This window comes from Leptolyngbya sp. GGD, from assembly GCF_026735145.1.
GTDB lineage: Bacteria > Cyanobacteriota > Cyanobacteriia > Leptolyngbyales > Leptolyngbyaceae > Leptolyngbya > Leptolyngbya boryana.
Window position 1 is genome coordinate 75,820 of the sequence record NZ_JAPQKE010000002.1, and the last position, 16,281, is coordinate 92,100.

Sequence of the window (16,281 nt, forward strand, 5' to 3'; positions counted from 1 at the left end):
GGCTAAGCTCCTCCTGCACAGATGTAAGTGCAGCCATTGCTATAAACGCAACCCGCCTGTCCAGAAGCACAGCCCGTCCAAGAAGAGACTCCTGAATCTGCGCCCCCTGCCACTGCTTCTAATTCGCGATCGGACAGCGCGATTGTATCTGATTCCGAGGTGGGTGCTGCTGGAAGCACGAGATAGAACTGATTCGGCGTTTCTTGTAAAACTTGGATTTCCACGTCATCGGGCACGCTCAAACCCTGTTCTGCCAGAACCGCTTTGGGATTGGTCAGCAAGCGATCGCGGAATGTACTATCCTGCATTGCCTGATTGACTAGTTGCGTTTCCAGTGATGCTATGCGCCCAGATGCAGACATATCGTTGGTCGTCATGATGCTAGTCCTCGTAATTTTGCGCTAAACGTGGGTAAAATTCTAATCCTGTCTCAGTCAGCTACCTCTGGCCATGCAGACGCTTCAGATTCAGGAGCTATAAAACATTAATCGCGCATCCACTCTGCCCGGAACCACAGCCTGTCCATCCCGTTTTGCAAGTCGAGAACGTAGAAGATCCTCCAGCAATCGCTTCCAATTCTTGCTCTGACAACGCATTTGCTTCAGATTCCGACCCTGTCACGGCTTCAGGCAGGACTAGATAATATTGATTGGGTGTTTCTTGTAAGACCTGAATTTGCACATCGTCTGGGATAACGAGTCCTTGCTCTGCTAAAACGGTTTTAGGGTTAGCGAGCAGGCGATCGCGGAATGCCGGGTCTTGAGCCGCCCGACTCACTAACTGAGCTTCAATCTCCGTCATCCGCCCTGATGGGGAAGTGAAATCTGACATATGTTTCTCCTAAAATTAACTCAGCAAAAATAGGAATAGAGGATTGGTTAATATGATGGATTTGGAGTGTTTGGGGGAGTGTAACCTGAAGAAGAGGAACTTGTTGGGGTCGTCGGGGTCGTCTCTGGGGTACTCAAAACACACCCTACTCGCCCAGATGCGCAGCCCGTCCAGGAGGACACATTAGATCCTCCTCCTGAGACTGCCTCTAACTCTGCATCGGAGAGTGCGATCGCCTCTGATCCCGACTCATCAGCAAGTGATGGAAGCACGAGATAGAACTGGCTTGAAGTTTCTTGAAGAACTTGGATTTGCACCTCATCGGGCACGGTCAAACCTCGTTCTGAGAGAACTGATTTAGGATTGGTGAGCAAGCGATCGCGAAATGCACTATCTTGCATTGCTTGATCAATCAATTGTGTCTCCAAATCTGCCATCCGTCCGATTGCAGGCATCTCATTCGCATTCACGGTCAATCTCCTGGGTTAACTCCACAAAACATTACTTCTAGGCCTCACTATCCTGCAACACAACCACTTTGTCCTGATGCACAGCCCGTCCAGCTTGTGTTAGATGTTCTTGGTCTACCAATGCCCGCACCACCGGAGATAGCTTCTAGTTCAGCCTCAGAAAGTGGGGGCGCACTCGCTGGCTCTGTTCCGCTCATTGAGGGCAAGATCAAATAGTACTGATTAGCCGTTTCCTGTAACACTTGGATTTGCACATCTTCTGGAATTGCTAACCCTTGTTCTGAGAGAACTGCTTTGGGATTAGTGAGCAAGCGATCGCGAAACACACTATCTTGCATTGCTTGATTGATGATTTGCGCTTCTACATCTGTGATGCGTCCAGATGCAGATATTTCGTGCATACTCATAGTAATAATCTGGCCATCATTGAAGGTTTGTCTCGTCACAATGCCGCTGAACATTCGATAGTCTAGTCTGTTCAGCCAAACTCAAAACAGGGAAATTGGCTCACCTGAACCTGCTGCTACAAGGTACCAGGATAGTCACGAGCCTGACAGTTCGTAGAGACGATACATCCTGATCGCCCAGAGGCACATCCGGTCCACGAAGTGTTCGTCGTATCTACGCCTCCAGAAACTGTCTCTAATTCTGAATCGGATAGATCAACGGTCTCCTCTTCAGATAATGACAGTGTCGGTAAGACAAGGAAGTACTGATTGGAAGTTTCCTGCAACACCTGAATTTGAATATCATCAGGTACGACTAAGCCTTGTTCAGCGAGAACGGCTTTGGGGTTAGCTAAGAGACGATCGCGAAATGCCATATCCTGCATTGCTTTATGGATTAACTGTGCTTCAATCTCTGTCATTCGTGCTGATGGAGTCGAATCGCTGGTAGTCATAGAAATTTAATCTCCAATTGATAAATCACCGATTGAGCAGGCGGAACTCAACCTGGACAGACAGAGCATCTGAGTCTAATGGCTGCTGTCATCTCTGCTGAGTGTTATGATTTCAATCTACTAAAAAAGCGCAGCAGGTGTTTTTGCCTCTCTACCTGGCGTTTCCCATCAACAAGTTAATCTTCCTTGAGTTGCGCTAATGATGCAATTGCACCCTGTCCAAGCTGTACCTGTAGCTGAACCCCCAGCCACGCCTTCTAGTTCTTGATCAGAGAGTAAAATACCTTCTGAGGATGAGACATTGCTTGCTGGCAGAATGAGATAGTACTGATTGGAAGTTTCTTGTAAGACTTGAATTTGCACGTCATCGGGGAGAGCTAATCCCTGCTCTTTGAGGACACTTTTCGGGTCGGTGAGCAGGCGATTGCGGAATGCCTTATCCTGCGTTGCTTGACGAATTAACTGCACTTCAATATCTGTCATTCGTGCTGATGGAGTCGAATCGCTAGTAGTCATAGAAATTTAATCTCCAGTAGATGAAACATTGGTGATAGATTGAGCAAGAGAGAATGCAATCCAACAAACATGCTGCTTGAGTCAGATGTCTTTCATCCTAATCAGCAGCCTTGAGCGCCAGCACTCCAGTAGCATCTCGAATTTCCAGAACCGCAACCCGTCCAAGAAGAGACATTTGTAGTTACTCCCCCAGCCACCACTTCTAACTCTTGTAATAATTCTCACAACCAAAGCTCTGAATCACAGACCACATCCACCCGCACAGCCTGTCCAGCCGCTATTCCAGGTATAACTGAGTCCAGCCATTCCTCCCCCTGCCACAGTCTCTAATTCTTGTTCCGATAATTTGGTAGCATCGCTGACTTCAACCACAGGTAAGATCAAGTAATACTGACGAGCAGACTCCTGCAAAATTTGAATCTGTACGTCATCTGGAATCGTGATACCTTGTTCCGCGAGAACTGCTTTGGGATTCGCAACTAGACGATTGCGAAATTCAGCATCTCGCGTTGCCTGAGCAATTAACTGTGCTTCAACATCAGTCATACGGGATGAAGATGGGTTGCTGGTGGTCATAAAATTACTCGCTAGTAGAGGAACCCATTCAGTGCAGATCGAGCGCGAAGACATGAGCCTTAACCGTGCGATCTGGGCTGAATTTCATATGTTATGAAACACTAATGAGGTCAGGAATATTTTACGAAAGGTCGACTTATAGAAACCAGTATCATCAGGATTGGATATTTGAGCGTATGGCTAGCGTGTTGGTACGAAAGGACCACCCGCGCCTGCAGCCCCCTCAGGGGGTGAGCTATTGCAAATGTTGGATACAATGCAGCCAGATTGTCCGCTAGCACAGCCCGTCCATGAAGTCACCTGACTCGCAGCCCCCCCTGCAATCGCTTCTAGCTCAGCATCTGATAGGGCGATCGTATTGTCAGCCGCACTGTATTCTGCTGCTGGTAGGACAAGATAATACTGGCTCGATGTCTCTTGCAAAACTTGAATCTTTACATCTTCTGAAACTGCTAACCCCTGCTCAGCAAGAACGGCTTTCGGATCTGCAATCAAACGATCGCGGAATGCTGCATCCTGTATCGCTCGGCTGATCAACTGAGTTTCAACCTCGCTCATCCGCCCTGAATTCGAGTCTGTTGTCATCTGTGCTCTCCCATGAATTACACTGCATTAGTCTTTGCTTAAAATGTCAGGCAGCCAGAGAATTGCAATCACCAATAGACACATCACCACAATGGCAACGCTAATTTCCATCGGGTAGTTACTTGTACTCGCAGCCATTGTCATTGCTCCAACTCACAAGTGAAAGTCGTTCCATGATCCGAGTCTGAGGATAGTAATCGTTGATGGCATAGTGCTGACATGCCCAGTTGTCCCAAAACGCGATCGCATTCGGTGTCCAGCGAAACCGACATTGAAATTCAGGCAGTTTGTAATGCTCGGTTAGATGGTTTAAGAGAGATCGTGATTCTGCATCGGGCAGATCTTTGATCCGAATTGTAAAAGTAGAATTCACCCACAAAATCGGTTCTCCCGTAACCGGATGATTCTGCACGAGCGGCGCTTCAACGATTGGAAAAATTGCATCATAACAAGCTAAAGTAGCCTCAGACATTCCCTTGGCTCTGGCAATCCGCCGAATCGGCAAATAGTCATTTAGGGCAACTAACCCCGCTAAAGTTTGCTTCATCTCCTGACTCAACGCTCGATATGCTGCACCGACATCTGTAAATAAAGTGTCTCCCCCCAATTCCGGCACCTGCACCGCTCTCAAAATCGCAGCAGCATAGGGAGTGCCCTGCGGAGCAATATCGTAGTGCCAAAAGTTTTCCCGACCTGGGTAATCGGTGTTGTAGCAGAAAGACACTAATTCTGGATAATCCTGATGAACACTCCTTCCCGCCTGCAAACCGTCACTCACGTATTGCTCTAACTCTCCAAATTGACTCGCGAATCGAATCAATTGTTCAACCGTTAAGGACTGATCCCGAAAGAATAGAACCTTGTAGCGCTGACGAAGAAGATCTAGAGTGGCTTGCTCATCCCGCGTCAATGGATAGCACAGATCAATTCCCTCGATCTCTGCCCCAATACAGGGCGAGAGTGGAACGACCTTGAGATCCACAAGCAGTTGAGATTGAGTTTGGGGCTGCACGAATGACGTTTTTGCAGGAATGGGCATGATGGCATTCTCGGTACAGCTACCAGGCTGCTGGTCCTTTGATAGCGGTAGCAGCCAGCGTTCCTGCGAGGACACTACCTCCGACTGTGACTGCAAGGAAGATAGCAGAAATAGCGATCGAGACAATTTCTCCGCCTGCTACTGCTTCAAGCTCCTCATCACTTAACTCCAATTCACCAGACTCCCGCTTTGCCTCAAATTCGGCTTGGCGTTTCTGTACTTCTGCCCAGAGTTCTTCTGAGGAAAACTCGTACCCATTCCGCTGTGCGAGTTGGGTGACAGCTTCACGATCGTTCTCGGCTCCGATCATATTTGCTAGTTCGCTTTGCAAAGTACTATCTTCTGCAACTTTTTGCAAAAAATCAGTGACTGCTTGTGTGCTCATGATGCTAATGCTCCTTTACCCCTTACTTTTACCACTTAATTGATGCGTCGATACCCCACAGGTGCGCTGTCGCCGTTCCTACAATAGAACCGACGGCTGAGGCAATTCCGAATGCAACCATCGTCGCTACAAAAAAGAGTTCACCTCCAGACACTGCCTCTAATTCCTCATCACTGAGTTCTAGTTCTCCACTCGCTCGCTTCTGCTCAATCTCAGCTTGACGTGCCTGAATTTCTGCCCACAACTCTTCGGACGTAAATTCATAGCCTCTAACATTGCCCAGTTGCGTGACGGCTTCTCGATCGTTGTCAGCCTTCAAAGCTTGCACTAACTCTGTTTGCAAGGTCTGGTCTTCAGCAACTTTCTGCAAAAAATCAGTAACAGCCTGCGTACTCATCGTAAAACTCCTTGACTCTGATTTCAGTCATTACAGTAGATTCAGATCATGTTGAATTGGGTCGCGCTTAAAGGAACAAAAGAAATTTTCAACGAACGTTCAAAGCGCTTGCAAAACTTTTCTCGTCAATCATGCCACTAGATTTAACTAGATATAGCCAAAATTGTCTAGCAGTCTCAATAATTAGTTTGATTTGCAAAAGAAAAGTTTAAATTGCTCGATCTCGCATCTATTTGAAACGATTTCACTCGTTTTGATACTATTTCCTACTTCCTACTCTGACGAGGTTGAGCAGTGTTGAATGAGTAGAGCATGTTTTCTTATTCTTTCGTGTCTGATCGTTTAGCACGCTGTGCTTTTTCCCCACAATTTGTATGCTTAGGCTGCCTGCAAATCCGCTACATTTTGATACTATTTGATACCAATTCACACCTGCTATTTTTTACAATTTAAGACTCAACCAGAAACATTTTGTTACTTGAGAATGCACGACATTTTTTCTAGATTTTCAGTTGTCAAAATGAGGAAGTTAGCTTAGTTTATGAAGTAGGTTTTTGTTTATGAAGTAGGTTTTGCCTACCGATTCTTCAAGACACCGAGAAAACGAATTAGTACATTAGGAGATGCGATCGTGACAAGCCAATCTAACAACGAAATCAATCCTGTTCAACCTGTTGAACAAAATGTCGAGAATCCATCTGCTGAAGAGACTATAGAGGCTACAACTGAAGAGCTTAATACTGAAGAACTTAGCGCTGAAGAACTGGAAGAGATGTCAGGAGCAGGGTTAATTTATCTCACAACAGGAACAACTACTTCAACAGTCACCACCACACCCCCACCTCCACCAGCTACGGTTGCGCCTTCAATACTAGGTCCAGTTTTCTAGGGCTATAACTTAACTTCAACGTCAAAGTCTGATAGTTTCCGTTGCTTGCTATCGGATCAAGCAGTTTTCAGGTCAGGATTGCATCATCAAGCAGCAGCTAGGATCAAATCCTGTTCAAAATTCTTGATCCGACTAGCATTCAACACTTTGCGGTTCAGATCCGTCATCACTCTCAGCAGAATCATCATGAAATTTGCCGCGCATTATGTTCAGATTGACAATTGGCTATCTGTGGAAGAGCATCGTCATCTGCTCAATTACGTCGCTCAACAGCAATCTCATTTTGTATCAGCAGACATGACGATCGAGGGATCACTTCACCGGAAAGCCTGGGTTCTGTTCTCGTTTCCTGAATTTTCTAGCATTGTTGAAGCTCGCATTCGAGCAATATTTCCTGACATCCTCGCCCAACTGAGCTTGCCCTCACTTGAGATATCCAAAATTGAGGCTCAACTCACAGCACATAATGATGGAAGCTATTACAAACTTCACACGGATAATGGGATTTACGATAGAAGTCCTGAATCTAAAATTAAGAACAGACTACTCACTTACGTTTATTACTTCCACAACGAACCCAAAGCTTTCTCTGGAGGAGAACTGCGACTGTATGACAGCACATTTATAAATCATCTATATGATAAGGCTGATTCTTTTCAAAGCATAGAGCCACGGAACAATCGGATTGTTTTCTTCCTAAGTCGTCAGTTTCATGAGGTTATGCCTATTCGTTGTCCCTCACATGCCTTTGCTGACAGTCGATTTACGATCAATGGCTGGATTCGTGGACTTCGCCCCAAGGCATCTCCTCATCAAGTCCTCAGTCAAACTCTAGTTCGCGGCTCGTAGATGTTGCTGAATGCAAGTATAGTTTTCCTCATCTCTAGCTCCCTTTTCCCTAAGAGGAAGGGAGCTAGAGATCTTCTATTCTGTAACTGATTTACCAAGTTGGAGTGGTAGCAGCAACACTAACAGACACACTCACCTGTGCGGCTAATGTAATGAAGATTAGGGGGCTGAGTCCTCCAGAAATTGCTTCCAATTCTTCATCACTCAGTTCTCCAGAATCTGCTTGGGCTTGAATCTCCGCTTGACGTTTCTGCACCTCTTCCCAGAGTTCGTCAGAAGTGAAGTCATAGCCCTTCTGATTGCCCAGTGTAGTAACCGCTTCGCGATCGTTTTCTACTTGCAATGCTTTAGCCAGATCAGCCTGTAATGCCTGATCTTCGCTAACTTTCTGCAAAAAGTCAGTCACAGATTGTCTACTCATGAAACCAAAACTCCTTATGTTGCGATAGATGTTCAAACTTGAACTACAAAAGCTAACTAACTTCTACAAGCTAGTCAGCAGAATGATCTGAAGATCGTCTTTCCCCGTCACGGTCAATCAGACAACCCCAGAGACGGTTCAACCGTTAGCTAGCGAAGCAAATTTTATTCAATGTCTACTACTAGCGGTGGAACCCGCGTTAGGATTGAATGAACAGCGATTTACCATTGGGTTTTAGCGTAGGTTATGCCACCCCCGGCACTAGTGGCAACTGCAGTGGCGATAGCCGATCCAATGAGATAGACGAGAGTAAATATTATACCTCCAGAGACGGATTCTAATTCTTCGTCACTCATTTCTAGTTCACCTGATTCCCGCAGTCGATCGAACTCGGCTTGGCGCTTTTGCACTTCTGCCCAGAGTTCATCGGAGGTGAAATCATATCCTTTTTGCTTCGCCAACTGAGTGGTTAAATCTCGATCGTCGGGTGCTCCCAAAACACTTGCTAGCTCAGCTTGCAGAGATTGGTCTTCTGCAACTTTTTGCAGAAATTGATTGACCGCTTCAGCACTCATGAAAATCTCCTGATACGTTAAACAGAATAGAATTGTGTTTTGAAATCAACAGAAAGGCAGGAGCGCAGCGCTCTTGTAACGCTGCGGCTCTCGGCTTATCACTTGCACATCGTACTCTTGCACATCGTACTGATGAAAACTCCGTCAATACCTTGATAGTGAGCAAGGTATTTCAACTCAAATCTAAACTCAAATCACAATACTTTTATGACCTGTAGAGGTCAGTCAACAGGATAATCTGCGATCGCTCACTATCGATTTCAGAAATCGGCTAAAACAAACTTTGCACCGTTTGCCCAAACTGTTGCTTCAGGGTCAACTAGAACAATCAGCAGAAACTTTGAAAGTTTTTGCTAATCAATCCTGAAAATAAACTTTACTACATGCGTAAAGAAGTTGTCTACCAATTTCAACAGCTCATTTTTTCAAGGAATCGCTGAGTGAAAAAATGTTAACTCAATGTTTAACTGATATCGAAAACAAATCCTCAATCGGCTAAATACGTTTTCCTACTTTTTTCGCTGAATAGTTCCATAATCTTTCAGCTCAGTAAGACACATCTTGATACTTTTTAACCCTTTTGTCTGACATAGATACGGCTTCGGCTCAAGATTCGGTTGCTTCAAAGCCCCTTCAAAATTGCTCTAGATTGATACCTTTTGATACCAATTAACACTTAGATTTTTTTTAGATTTGCAACTCTATCCAACACATCATAAAAACATTTTGTTACGTTTGCATTGATGGAATTCACTTTGCATTTTTTTGCTATTTCTAATTGTCAAAGCTCGGAAATTGGCTTAATTTATAAATCATGTTAACGACTCATTCCTCCACCGACATCTTGGCTGCGATCGCCGCTCGATCGCGGACTCTTTCAGAGCAGTTGAAAGCATTACCCGCTCATTCCCTGCTAACTCCAGATTCATCCCCTGAAACGCAAGCCGAAATTGACAGACGCTTAGACTTTTGGTGCCAAGTTGTTGCCAAAGGCAATTGGGCAACCTTTCAAAAACGATTAGACTGGGAAGCTTTGCCACTGGAAACAGCACGTCTTTTAGTGAGCGAAGCACTTCTGCAAGATCAATCGTTAGAGGTGAAGGCTTTACCTGACTGGGTGGAAGTTTTGCAACAAATCATGGATGCGGCACTTGCCCAACATCGCTGTAAACCGACATCCCACCGCGCCCTTAATCTCGATCGGCCTGTTCCATTCGAGCACCTTAGCCTCCCCAGTTTGCAAGTTGCCCAGTCGTTGCTGAAACAGCGCTTGGGAACGGCTGATCACCTGTACCTTTTATCAGACTCAACCCATGCAACATTAGAACACAAACTCATCGAAGAACTTGCAACGGTTTGTGTAACTCCCTTATTCCATGAATTCTCCAACTTTCGCTCCACAGGCGATTCTTTGCGCGATTTTCTATTACTTTCGGTGCAAAGCGCTCCTCGTTGTGATCGATATAAGGCATTTGTCGATCAGCAATTACAAGATGGACTCCTCTCGCTATTCCAGCAATACAGTGTTCTAGCGCGCCTGGTTGTTAGCATCGTTCAGTCTTGGGTCGAAGCAACCACAGAACTGCTGACTCGGTTAGCAGCAGACTGGACGACAATTCAACAGACCTTCTCTCCCGATCGCGCATTGACACAGGTCGTATCCATTGATGCCAGCGTCGCGGACGCTCACAAAGGCGGACGCTCCGTCATGATCCTGACCTTTGATACCGGGTTAAAGGTCGTTTATAAACCCAGAGAACTAGCACTGGAAGTTGCTTTTCGCGAATTCTTAGACTGGTGTAATCATCACGACATTCCCCTGCCGCTCAAAGCTCCGATCGTGTTGGACTATCAAACTTATGGGTGGTTAGAATATATCGCTGCGATGCCCTGTGAATCTGAAGCAGCGGTTCGTCGCTTTTATCAGCGATCGGGGATGCTGCTCTGCTTAATTCACACGCTAGAGGGAACCGATTATCACTATGAAAATCTGATTGCTCACGGGGAATATCCAATATTAGTCGATATGGAGGCATTGCTGCATCCGAAAATTCCTGCTCAGTCTGTAGAGTCGTCAGATGCTGCAACTGGACTCTCTCGAAAGCTATTTAACTCAGTATTACGTACAGCATTGCTGCCTCAAAGCAGGTTAGCAGTGAATGACCTATTCAGTTTTGATGTCAGTGGATTAGGAAAATTAGAAGATCAATCCGTTCCGACTTCAACCTGGAAGCATATCAATACAGATGGAATGCAGGTGAGCTACGGTTCGCTCACTACGGTGCTTGAACAAAAATCAAATTTGCCGATCTTAAAAGGTGATCCCGTCACACCAGAGCGTTTTATCAGCGAGATTGTCACTGGATTTGAGCAGATGTATCGGTGGCTGATCCGGTATCGAGAAATGCTTTTATCCGATCAGAGTCCCCTTCAGAACTTTGCTCACCAAGAGTGTCGGTTGCTCTTTCGGGATACGAAAACTTATGGTGCAATTTTGGCGCGTTCTCTCTCTCCGATGTTTCTCCAAGCGGGAATCGCTCGTAGTCTTGGGCTAGATGTCTTAAGCCGAGCGTATCTTGTATCATCAGAAAAGCCTCGTTACTGGCGCATTCTAGAAGCAGAGAGATACTCTCTAGAACAGCTTGATATTCCGCTCCTCACTGCGAATACTTCTAGCACCGACTTAACGCTGCCCACTGGAACTGTGATTCCGGATCTGTTCGATCGCTCTAGTTTTGATCAAGTCTGCGATCGCATTCAAGCCTTAAGTGAATCAGATCTCGCGTTTCAATCTCAGGTCATTCAAACTGCTTTTTATGCTCGGTTTTTAGAAGAACCTCAGTTTGAATCTGCACAACCTTCGACTTGCCAGGTTGACACATCAGTGTCATCTGAGCAGTGTGTTAATGAAGCCATTGCGATCGCTCAAACGCTTCGCCGCTCTGCAATTATGGCTGAAGATAGCAGTATTTCTTGGATGAGTGCATACTATCAGCATCGCACTCAAACCTTTTCGATTCAGAGAATTGGAGCAAGTTTGTATGACGGACAGTGTGGCTTAGCCTTGTATTTTGCAGCGCTCTACCATATCACCCAAGACTCGACTTGGCAAGAATTGGCGTTACTGGCGCTGAATCCCTTGTTGGAGGCGATTCGCACTCCAGATCAATCCTCTATCCTGAAGCTAGCAAAATTTTTAGGGATTGGCGGCGGAGACGGATTAGGTTCAATCGTGTACGCTTTCAGTTGGATCAGCGAATGGCTGCGAGTGCCCGAACTCGTCGAAGTTGCGCAACGCATCACAACCTGGATAACTTTAGAAGAGATTTCAGGCGATCGCACGTTTGATGTAATCGGAGGAACAGCAGGTACGATTTTGAGCTTACTTGCCTTGATCCCGCGGGTCGAAGCTTCTGATCGAGCAGTTCTTCTAGAACAAGCAAGAGCTTGTGGTCAGCATCTCCTCGCTCATCAAAGTGGAACTGACGGAGTAAAAGCTTGGAAAACCTGGCGAAGACAGCAAGCCCTGACTGGATTTTCTCGCGGAGCTGCTGGCATTGCATATGCGCTCCTGAGGCTCTATGCTGTCACCCAAGATCAACCGTTTTTTGACGCAGCAGTTGAAGCGATCGCGTATGAACAAACTCAGTTCTCTCCCGAAGCTCAAAACTGGCGAGATCTGCGATCTCAGACGAATCAGACTCAACTGAGTTGGGCACAGGGAGCACCGGGTATTGCCTTAGCTCGCTTAGGCAGCTTATCTGTGCTAGATACCGCAGACATTCGCGAACAAATTGCGATCGCGCTGAATACGACTCAGCGATCGATGCTCTGGGGAAATGATGCCCTGTGCTGGGGCAATTTCGGACGGATTGAAACTATTCTCTTTGCAGCCCAGCAGTTGAACCAACCAGAGCACTTGGGCTTTGCTCGTCAAACCGCAAGTACTGTGCTCAACAGAGCGCAGGCTCAAGGCGGATTTATCCTATCTGAGGTTACGCCATCTGGAGTGACTGAGCCAGGCTTTTTTCATGGATTGTCAGGAATTGGCTATCAGCTTCTGAGAATTGCTTATCCTGACCGTCTGCCATCCGTCTTACTATGGGAGGGTTAAACGAATGACGCTGCTTCAAAATCTCCGCAAACAGCATGAACAATCCAAAGACTTTGTAGGTACGGTAGTAAACGGTACTCCCATTGTGCCAAAAGGGATCATTCATGTCGGCGGTAACATTGGAGAAGAAGCTGAGCGATATGCTCAAACTGGAGTCGATACTGTGGTTTGGATCGAAGCAGTTCCAGAGTCGTTTCAGCAATTAGTTAAAAATGTCAGCCCCTATCATCAGGTCTGCATCAATGCCCTGATTCTTGATGTGGATGATCAACCCACAAAGTTTTATAAGAATCGAGTGGGAAGCCGCATCAATGATCACTCATATTCATCGGTTTATCCGATTAATCGCTCGGTCGAAGCGATCCTTCCTTACTATCGAGTCGTTCAAACCTTGGAAGAGATTGAATTAACGTCACTCACCTTACCGACTTGTTTAGAGCAGCACGGATTGCAGAAAGATGACTATGACTTTCTCTCCCTCAATACTCAGGGTTCAGAATTGCGAATTGTGCAGGGGATGGGAGAGTATCTACGTCAAATGAAATGGGTGCAAAGTGAAGTGAATCCCTTCAATAGCATCTCGATCTATGACGGTGAAAACACAGCTTTAGACCTGCATTCTTATATGGAAAAATTCGGGTTTAAGCAATATGAAATTCAGCATAGTTTTGGTGGCGTTGTACTCTATCTCAATCAAGACCTCATGGATTCTGAATCATAGGGGCACTGATCATGAGCTTAGAGGCTGCCAACCAATTCATACAACGAGTCGTTGAGGATCGAATTTTACAAGCTGAATTGGTTACTGTTCTACAGCAGGAGGATGACCGAGAAGCGGCAACACAGTTGGGGAATCAGAAAGGCTATAACTTTACTTCTGATGAATTATGGGTTGCAGTCCAAGCGCGTCAAGCACAATTAAAACAAGTATCAGAGGAGGAAGGACTAGAACTCAGTGATGAGGATTTAGAAGCGATCGCAGGTGGAGAAGCCCTATTTACTTTAGATATAGGACTTTTTACGCTAAACGCGCAGTTCGGATCACATACCGAAATTAAATGGTGAGTGTTGTTTCATTTTCCTGGTTGAGCAGATGTTTGAAAAGGATCAACTAGGTTCTCGCTCTATTCTCTCTCGCCCCAAGTGCCACGAGTGCGGGTGAATCTGATGAACGAGACTTTTCAAACATCTTCTGAGCAGATTCAGTATCAAAGTAATTTTCATCAGCGTCTGATCTTTGAGCAACTTCCTAAACAGATTTTAATGAAGAGGACTGAAATGGAATCCGTTATTTCATTTACAAGGGGATCTCAGCTTCGCACTCTAACAGTTGGCGATTATGGGAGCTATACGATTCAACCCTTTATTCAAGACATTCTGAACCATTTTTTGGAGTCAGATGATTTAGCAACGTCGATCGCTCAAGCTGCCGAAACGCACTCTAACGTTGCCGAAGCCTTTTTTGAAATCGATACGAACAATATTGTTGAAAGTTTTTCACTCAAAACGCCTTTGCTCTTTCCCGATCGCAATCCGGTCTTATCTTTTTCCTTTAGCAATGCGCTGCTCGCTCCCTTTCTTCCGATTCAAAAACCAGAAATCATTCGCAAGCCAGAAACCCTACTAGAAATTCATCAATTGCTGCACCTCTGCGGTCAGGCAAAATATAGCTATCACCAGATTTGCCAGCAAGTCAGCGATGCGATGGTGAATTTACTCGATCGCTTCATGAAAGCAAGTGTAGTCCAAGAGCAGCCTCGACCTGCACAACCCATTTTGATCGATACACCTGGTGTCATTCGGCTCCAACATGCTGCACTGCTTTATCGCACTAAGACAACTGGAATTTTAGTAGACCCGCAACTTCACTCTACATACGGCTTATCTCGAATCCAGCAAGACATCACTCGTGCCGTTCTAGAAGGCTATGTGGATGGCATTCTCATCTCTCATAGCCACTACGACCACTGGAATTACCCTACGTTGATGATGTTTCCACCAGACCTGCCTATCATCGTTCCCAAAGTTCCGCGTGGCTCAATTACTTGCGAAGATATGCAAGCTCAGCTTAAAAACTTGGGATTTCAGAATGTCATTGCTGTGGATTGGTATGCCGATCCAATCACAATCGGGGATATTGAGATTCATGTCTTGCCATTTTATGGAGAACAACCGCTTGTTCCAGAGTACAACACTCCCAAACATCCCGATCTGCGTAATTGGGGCAACACCTATCTCCTCCAAACTCCCTACTATTCTTCTTGGTTTTTAGTTGATGCTGGAACTGATCCGATGGGTTCGATGACAGAAGTTGCGGAATATGTGAGAAAGACGTTTGGCACAGTGGATCAAGTCCTAAGCAACTTTCAACCTTTGTCTTATAACTCGATCGGAACTGATCTTTCGAGTTGGGGAGTCGATATTATCGGCAACCTCCTGAGTAATCCTCAAATCTTTTCAGTGACGAACAAAACAGAAGGCTTCCACCTAGCAACGCTAGGTCCAAAAGGAGTCGCAGAGATTTGTCAGATTGTCGATGCACAAGTCTGTATGCCCTATGCCCATAGTTGGGCAGAACCGGGAGAGTATACTCTCCATGATCAGTCTTTGATTCAAGCAGTCATTGATGAACTTTCACAGCTTGGATGTTCTACCGAAGTAGTTCCCTGGCGCATTGGAGATGGATATGTCACGCAGGGACAAACGGCTCAATGCGATCGCATTTTCTATTAGGGTAACGGACTTATGGCGCATACTCACATCAACACCCACCCTAAAATGACGCAATATTTGGTGAAGCGTCTCCATGCTTTTGCGAGTGCTCCGATGATCATTTGCGATGTGGGTGCGAGAGGTGGAATCGAGCCGCATTGGAATGCCTATGATCAACAACTCGTCTGTCTTGGGTTTGAGCCTGATGTTGCAGAATGTGAGCGACTCAATCAACTCAATCAACTGAGTTCTAAGCCTAAAGTTCAGTTTTATACTGCTGCTTTAGGGCGACAACGAGAGCAACGACTTTTTTCTCTCTGTCGCCTTCCAGGAGGTTCTAGTTTTTATCCTGCAAATCATCAATTTCTACAACGATTTCCATCTGAACATGCCCAAGCATTAGAAGTGGTTAAGACGATTGAACTTGAAACGACTGATTTGGATTCGTTTGCTCAGTCCATGAAATTTCCCGCGATCGATTTTATAAAATTAGATGTAGAAGGAAGTGAATTAGATGTCTTAAAGGGCGCAACTACTGTACTGCAAGAGTCTGTTTTAGGCTTGAGTCTAGAAGTTTTATTTCACGATGCTCTAAGATCTCAACCTACTTTTAGTCAGATTGATTTATTTCTGAGTTCTTTGGGATTTAAGCTGTTCGATTTAGACCTGTATCGCTATGCTCGCAATACTCTTGCTTTGCCGACAGGTACATTGGGCGATACTCGGATGGGTCAGGTGCTATGGGCGCAAGCTTTATATCTCAGAGACGGGGTAGAAGATTTGCAATCTAAGAATTTACGATCAACCAAACAATTTGCTTGGGATAAAACCAGAATTTTGAAATTAGCGAGTTTAATGGAGGTATTTAGCTTGCAAGATTGTGCGATCGAATTACTTCAAGTGGGCGCGTCTCAATTGGAGTATGACATTAAAAATCTGATTGAGTTGCTCCTACCGAGTGAACTGCTTAGACTTAGCTCTTAAGAAACTATTTTGAGCCGTTTCATCCTGCCTGGAATTT

At 45.5% G+C, this 16,281-nt stretch carries 20 protein-coding genes; 7 read left to right on the forward strand and 13 right to left on the reverse strand.

Annotation, left to right across the window (positions count from 1 at the left end; genetic code table 11):
• Positions 1 to 2: 2 nt before the first annotated feature.
• From OU814_RS09370 to OU814_RS09420, 11 genes are all read right to left on the reverse strand, one after another.
• Positions 3 to 377 (reverse strand): NHLP leader peptide family RiPP precursor, encoded by a 375-nt coding sequence (locus tag OU814_RS09370; protein WP_242044333.1) that lies wholly within the window; start codon positions 375 to 377, stop codon positions 3 to 5.
• 97 nt (positions 378 to 474) lie between these two features.
• Entirely contained in the window at positions 475 to 831 is a 357-nt protein-coding gene (locus OU814_RS09375; RefSeq protein WP_268182198.1) for an NHLP leader peptide family RiPP precursor, read from the reverse strand.
• Positions 832 to 878: 47 nt separating this feature from the next.
• Complete coding sequence (locus OU814_RS09380; protein WP_190650291.1) at positions 879 to 1,301, reverse strand: NHLP leader peptide family RiPP precursor; 423 nt, start codon at positions 1,299 to 1,301, stop codon at positions 879 to 881.
• 47 nt (positions 1,302 to 1,348) lie between these two features.
• Positions 1,349 to 1,702 (reverse strand): NHLP leader peptide family RiPP precursor, encoded by a 354-nt coding sequence (locus OU814_RS09385; RefSeq protein ID WP_268182199.1) that lies wholly within the window; start codon positions 1,700 to 1,702, stop codon positions 1,349 to 1,351.
• A 122-nt stretch (positions 1,703 to 1,824) separates the two neighbouring features.
• Positions 1,825 to 2,202 carry an NHLP leader peptide family RiPP precursor gene (locus tag OU814_RS09390; RefSeq protein WP_268182201.1) on the reverse strand — a complete coding sequence of 126 codons (378 nt, stop codon included), beginning with the start codon at positions 2,200 to 2,202 and terminating at the stop codon, positions 1,825 to 1,827.
• Positions 2,203 to 2,370: 168 nt separating this feature from the next.
• On the reverse strand, positions 2,371 to 2,718 hold the full coding sequence (locus OU814_RS09395; RefSeq protein WP_268182203.1) for an NHLP leader peptide family RiPP precursor: 348 nt from the start codon (positions 2,716 to 2,718) through the stop codon (positions 2,371 to 2,373).
• Between the two features lie 240 nt (positions 2,719 to 2,958).
• A complete protein-coding gene (locus OU814_RS09400) occupies positions 2,959 to 3,264 on the reverse strand; it encodes an NHLP leader peptide family RiPP precursor (protein ID WP_268182205.1) in 306 nt (101 codons plus the stop codon).
• Positions 3,265 to 3,474: 210 nt separating this feature from the next.
• Positions 3,475 to 3,879, reverse strand: coding sequence for an NHLP leader peptide family RiPP precursor (locus OU814_RS09405; RefSeq protein WP_268182207.1), 405 nt, complete (start codon positions 3,877 to 3,879; stop codon positions 3,475 to 3,477).
• A gap of 118 nt (positions 3,880 to 3,997) precedes the next feature.
• Positions 3,998 to 4,918: a TauD/TfdA dioxygenase family protein gene (locus OU814_RS09410; RefSeq protein ID WP_268182209.1), complete on the reverse strand. Its 921-nt coding sequence runs from the start codon at positions 4,916 to 4,918 to the stop codon at positions 3,998 to 4,000.
• 19 nt (positions 4,919 to 4,937) lie between these two features.
• Entirely contained in the window at positions 4,938 to 5,303 is a 366-nt protein-coding gene (locus tag OU814_RS09415; RefSeq protein ID WP_190650303.1) for a Nif11-like leader peptide family natural product precursor, read from the reverse strand.
• Positions 5,304 to 5,331: 28 nt separating this feature from the next.
• Positions 5,332 to 5,700, reverse strand: a complete 369-nt coding sequence (locus OU814_RS09420) for a Nif11-like leader peptide family natural product precursor (RefSeq protein ID WP_268182212.1) — start codon at positions 5,698 to 5,700, stop codon at positions 5,332 to 5,334.
• 631 nt (positions 5,701 to 6,331) lie between these two features.
• On the opposite strand from OU814_RS09420, the gene OU814_RS09425 reads away from it, so the two are divergent.
• Complete coding sequence (locus OU814_RS09425; protein WP_268182214.1) at positions 6,332 to 6,589, forward strand: hypothetical protein; 258 nt, start codon at positions 6,332 to 6,334, stop codon at positions 6,587 to 6,589.
• A gap of 186 nt (positions 6,590 to 6,775) precedes the next feature.
• Entirely contained in the window at positions 6,776 to 7,438 is a 663-nt protein-coding gene (locus OU814_RS09430; RefSeq protein ID WP_268182216.1) for a 2OG-Fe(II) oxygenase, read from the forward strand.
• A 91-nt stretch (positions 7,439 to 7,529) separates the two neighbouring features.
• On the opposite strand, the gene OU814_RS09435 is transcribed toward OU814_RS09430, so the two are convergent.
• Both OU814_RS09435 and OU814_RS09440 read right to left on the reverse strand, forming a co-directional pair.
• Positions 7,530 to 7,859: a Nif11-like leader peptide family natural product precursor gene (locus OU814_RS09435; protein WP_268182218.1), complete on the reverse strand. Its 330-nt coding sequence runs from the start codon at positions 7,857 to 7,859 to the stop codon at positions 7,530 to 7,532.
• 221 nt (positions 7,860 to 8,080) lie between these two features.
• The gene (locus OU814_RS09440) at positions 8,081 to 8,434 is read right to left on the reverse strand and encodes a Nif11-like leader peptide family RiPP precursor (protein ID WP_268182220.1); all 354 of its coding nucleotides are present in this window, start codon (positions 8,432 to 8,434) and stop codon (positions 8,081 to 8,083) included.
• Positions 8,435 to 9,248: 814 nt separating this feature from the next.
• Here OU814_RS09440 and OU814_RS09445 point away from each other — a divergent pair.
• From OU814_RS09445 to OU814_RS09465, 5 genes are all read left to right on the forward strand, one after another.
• Positions 9,249 to 12,548 (forward strand): type 2 lanthipeptide synthetase LanM family protein, encoded by a 3,300-nt coding sequence (locus tag OU814_RS09445; protein WP_268182222.1) that lies wholly within the window; start codon positions 9,249 to 9,251, stop codon positions 12,546 to 12,548.
• Between the two features lie 4 nt (positions 12,549 to 12,552).
• Positions 12,553 to 13,269, forward strand: coding sequence for an FkbM family methyltransferase (locus OU814_RS09450; protein ID WP_268182224.1), 717 nt, complete (start codon positions 12,553 to 12,555; stop codon positions 13,267 to 13,269).
• 11 nt (positions 13,270 to 13,280) lie between these two features.
• On the forward strand, positions 13,281 to 13,613 hold the full coding sequence (locus tag OU814_RS09455; protein ID WP_268182226.1) for a Nif11-like leader peptide family natural product precursor: 333 nt from the start codon (positions 13,281 to 13,283) through the stop codon (positions 13,611 to 13,613).
• A gap of 213 nt (positions 13,614 to 13,826) precedes the next feature.
• Positions 13,827 to 15,281 carry an MBL fold metallo-hydrolase gene (locus OU814_RS09460; protein ID WP_268182228.1) on the forward strand — a complete coding sequence of 485 codons (1,455 nt, stop codon included), beginning with the start codon at positions 13,827 to 13,829 and terminating at the stop codon, positions 15,279 to 15,281.
• A gap of 12 nt (positions 15,282 to 15,293) precedes the next feature.
• Complete coding sequence (locus tag OU814_RS09465) at positions 15,294 to 16,244, forward strand: FkbM family methyltransferase (protein WP_268182230.1); 951 nt, start codon at positions 15,294 to 15,296, stop codon at positions 16,242 to 16,244.
• The last annotated feature ends 37 nt before the right edge of the window (positions 16,245 to 16,281 follow it).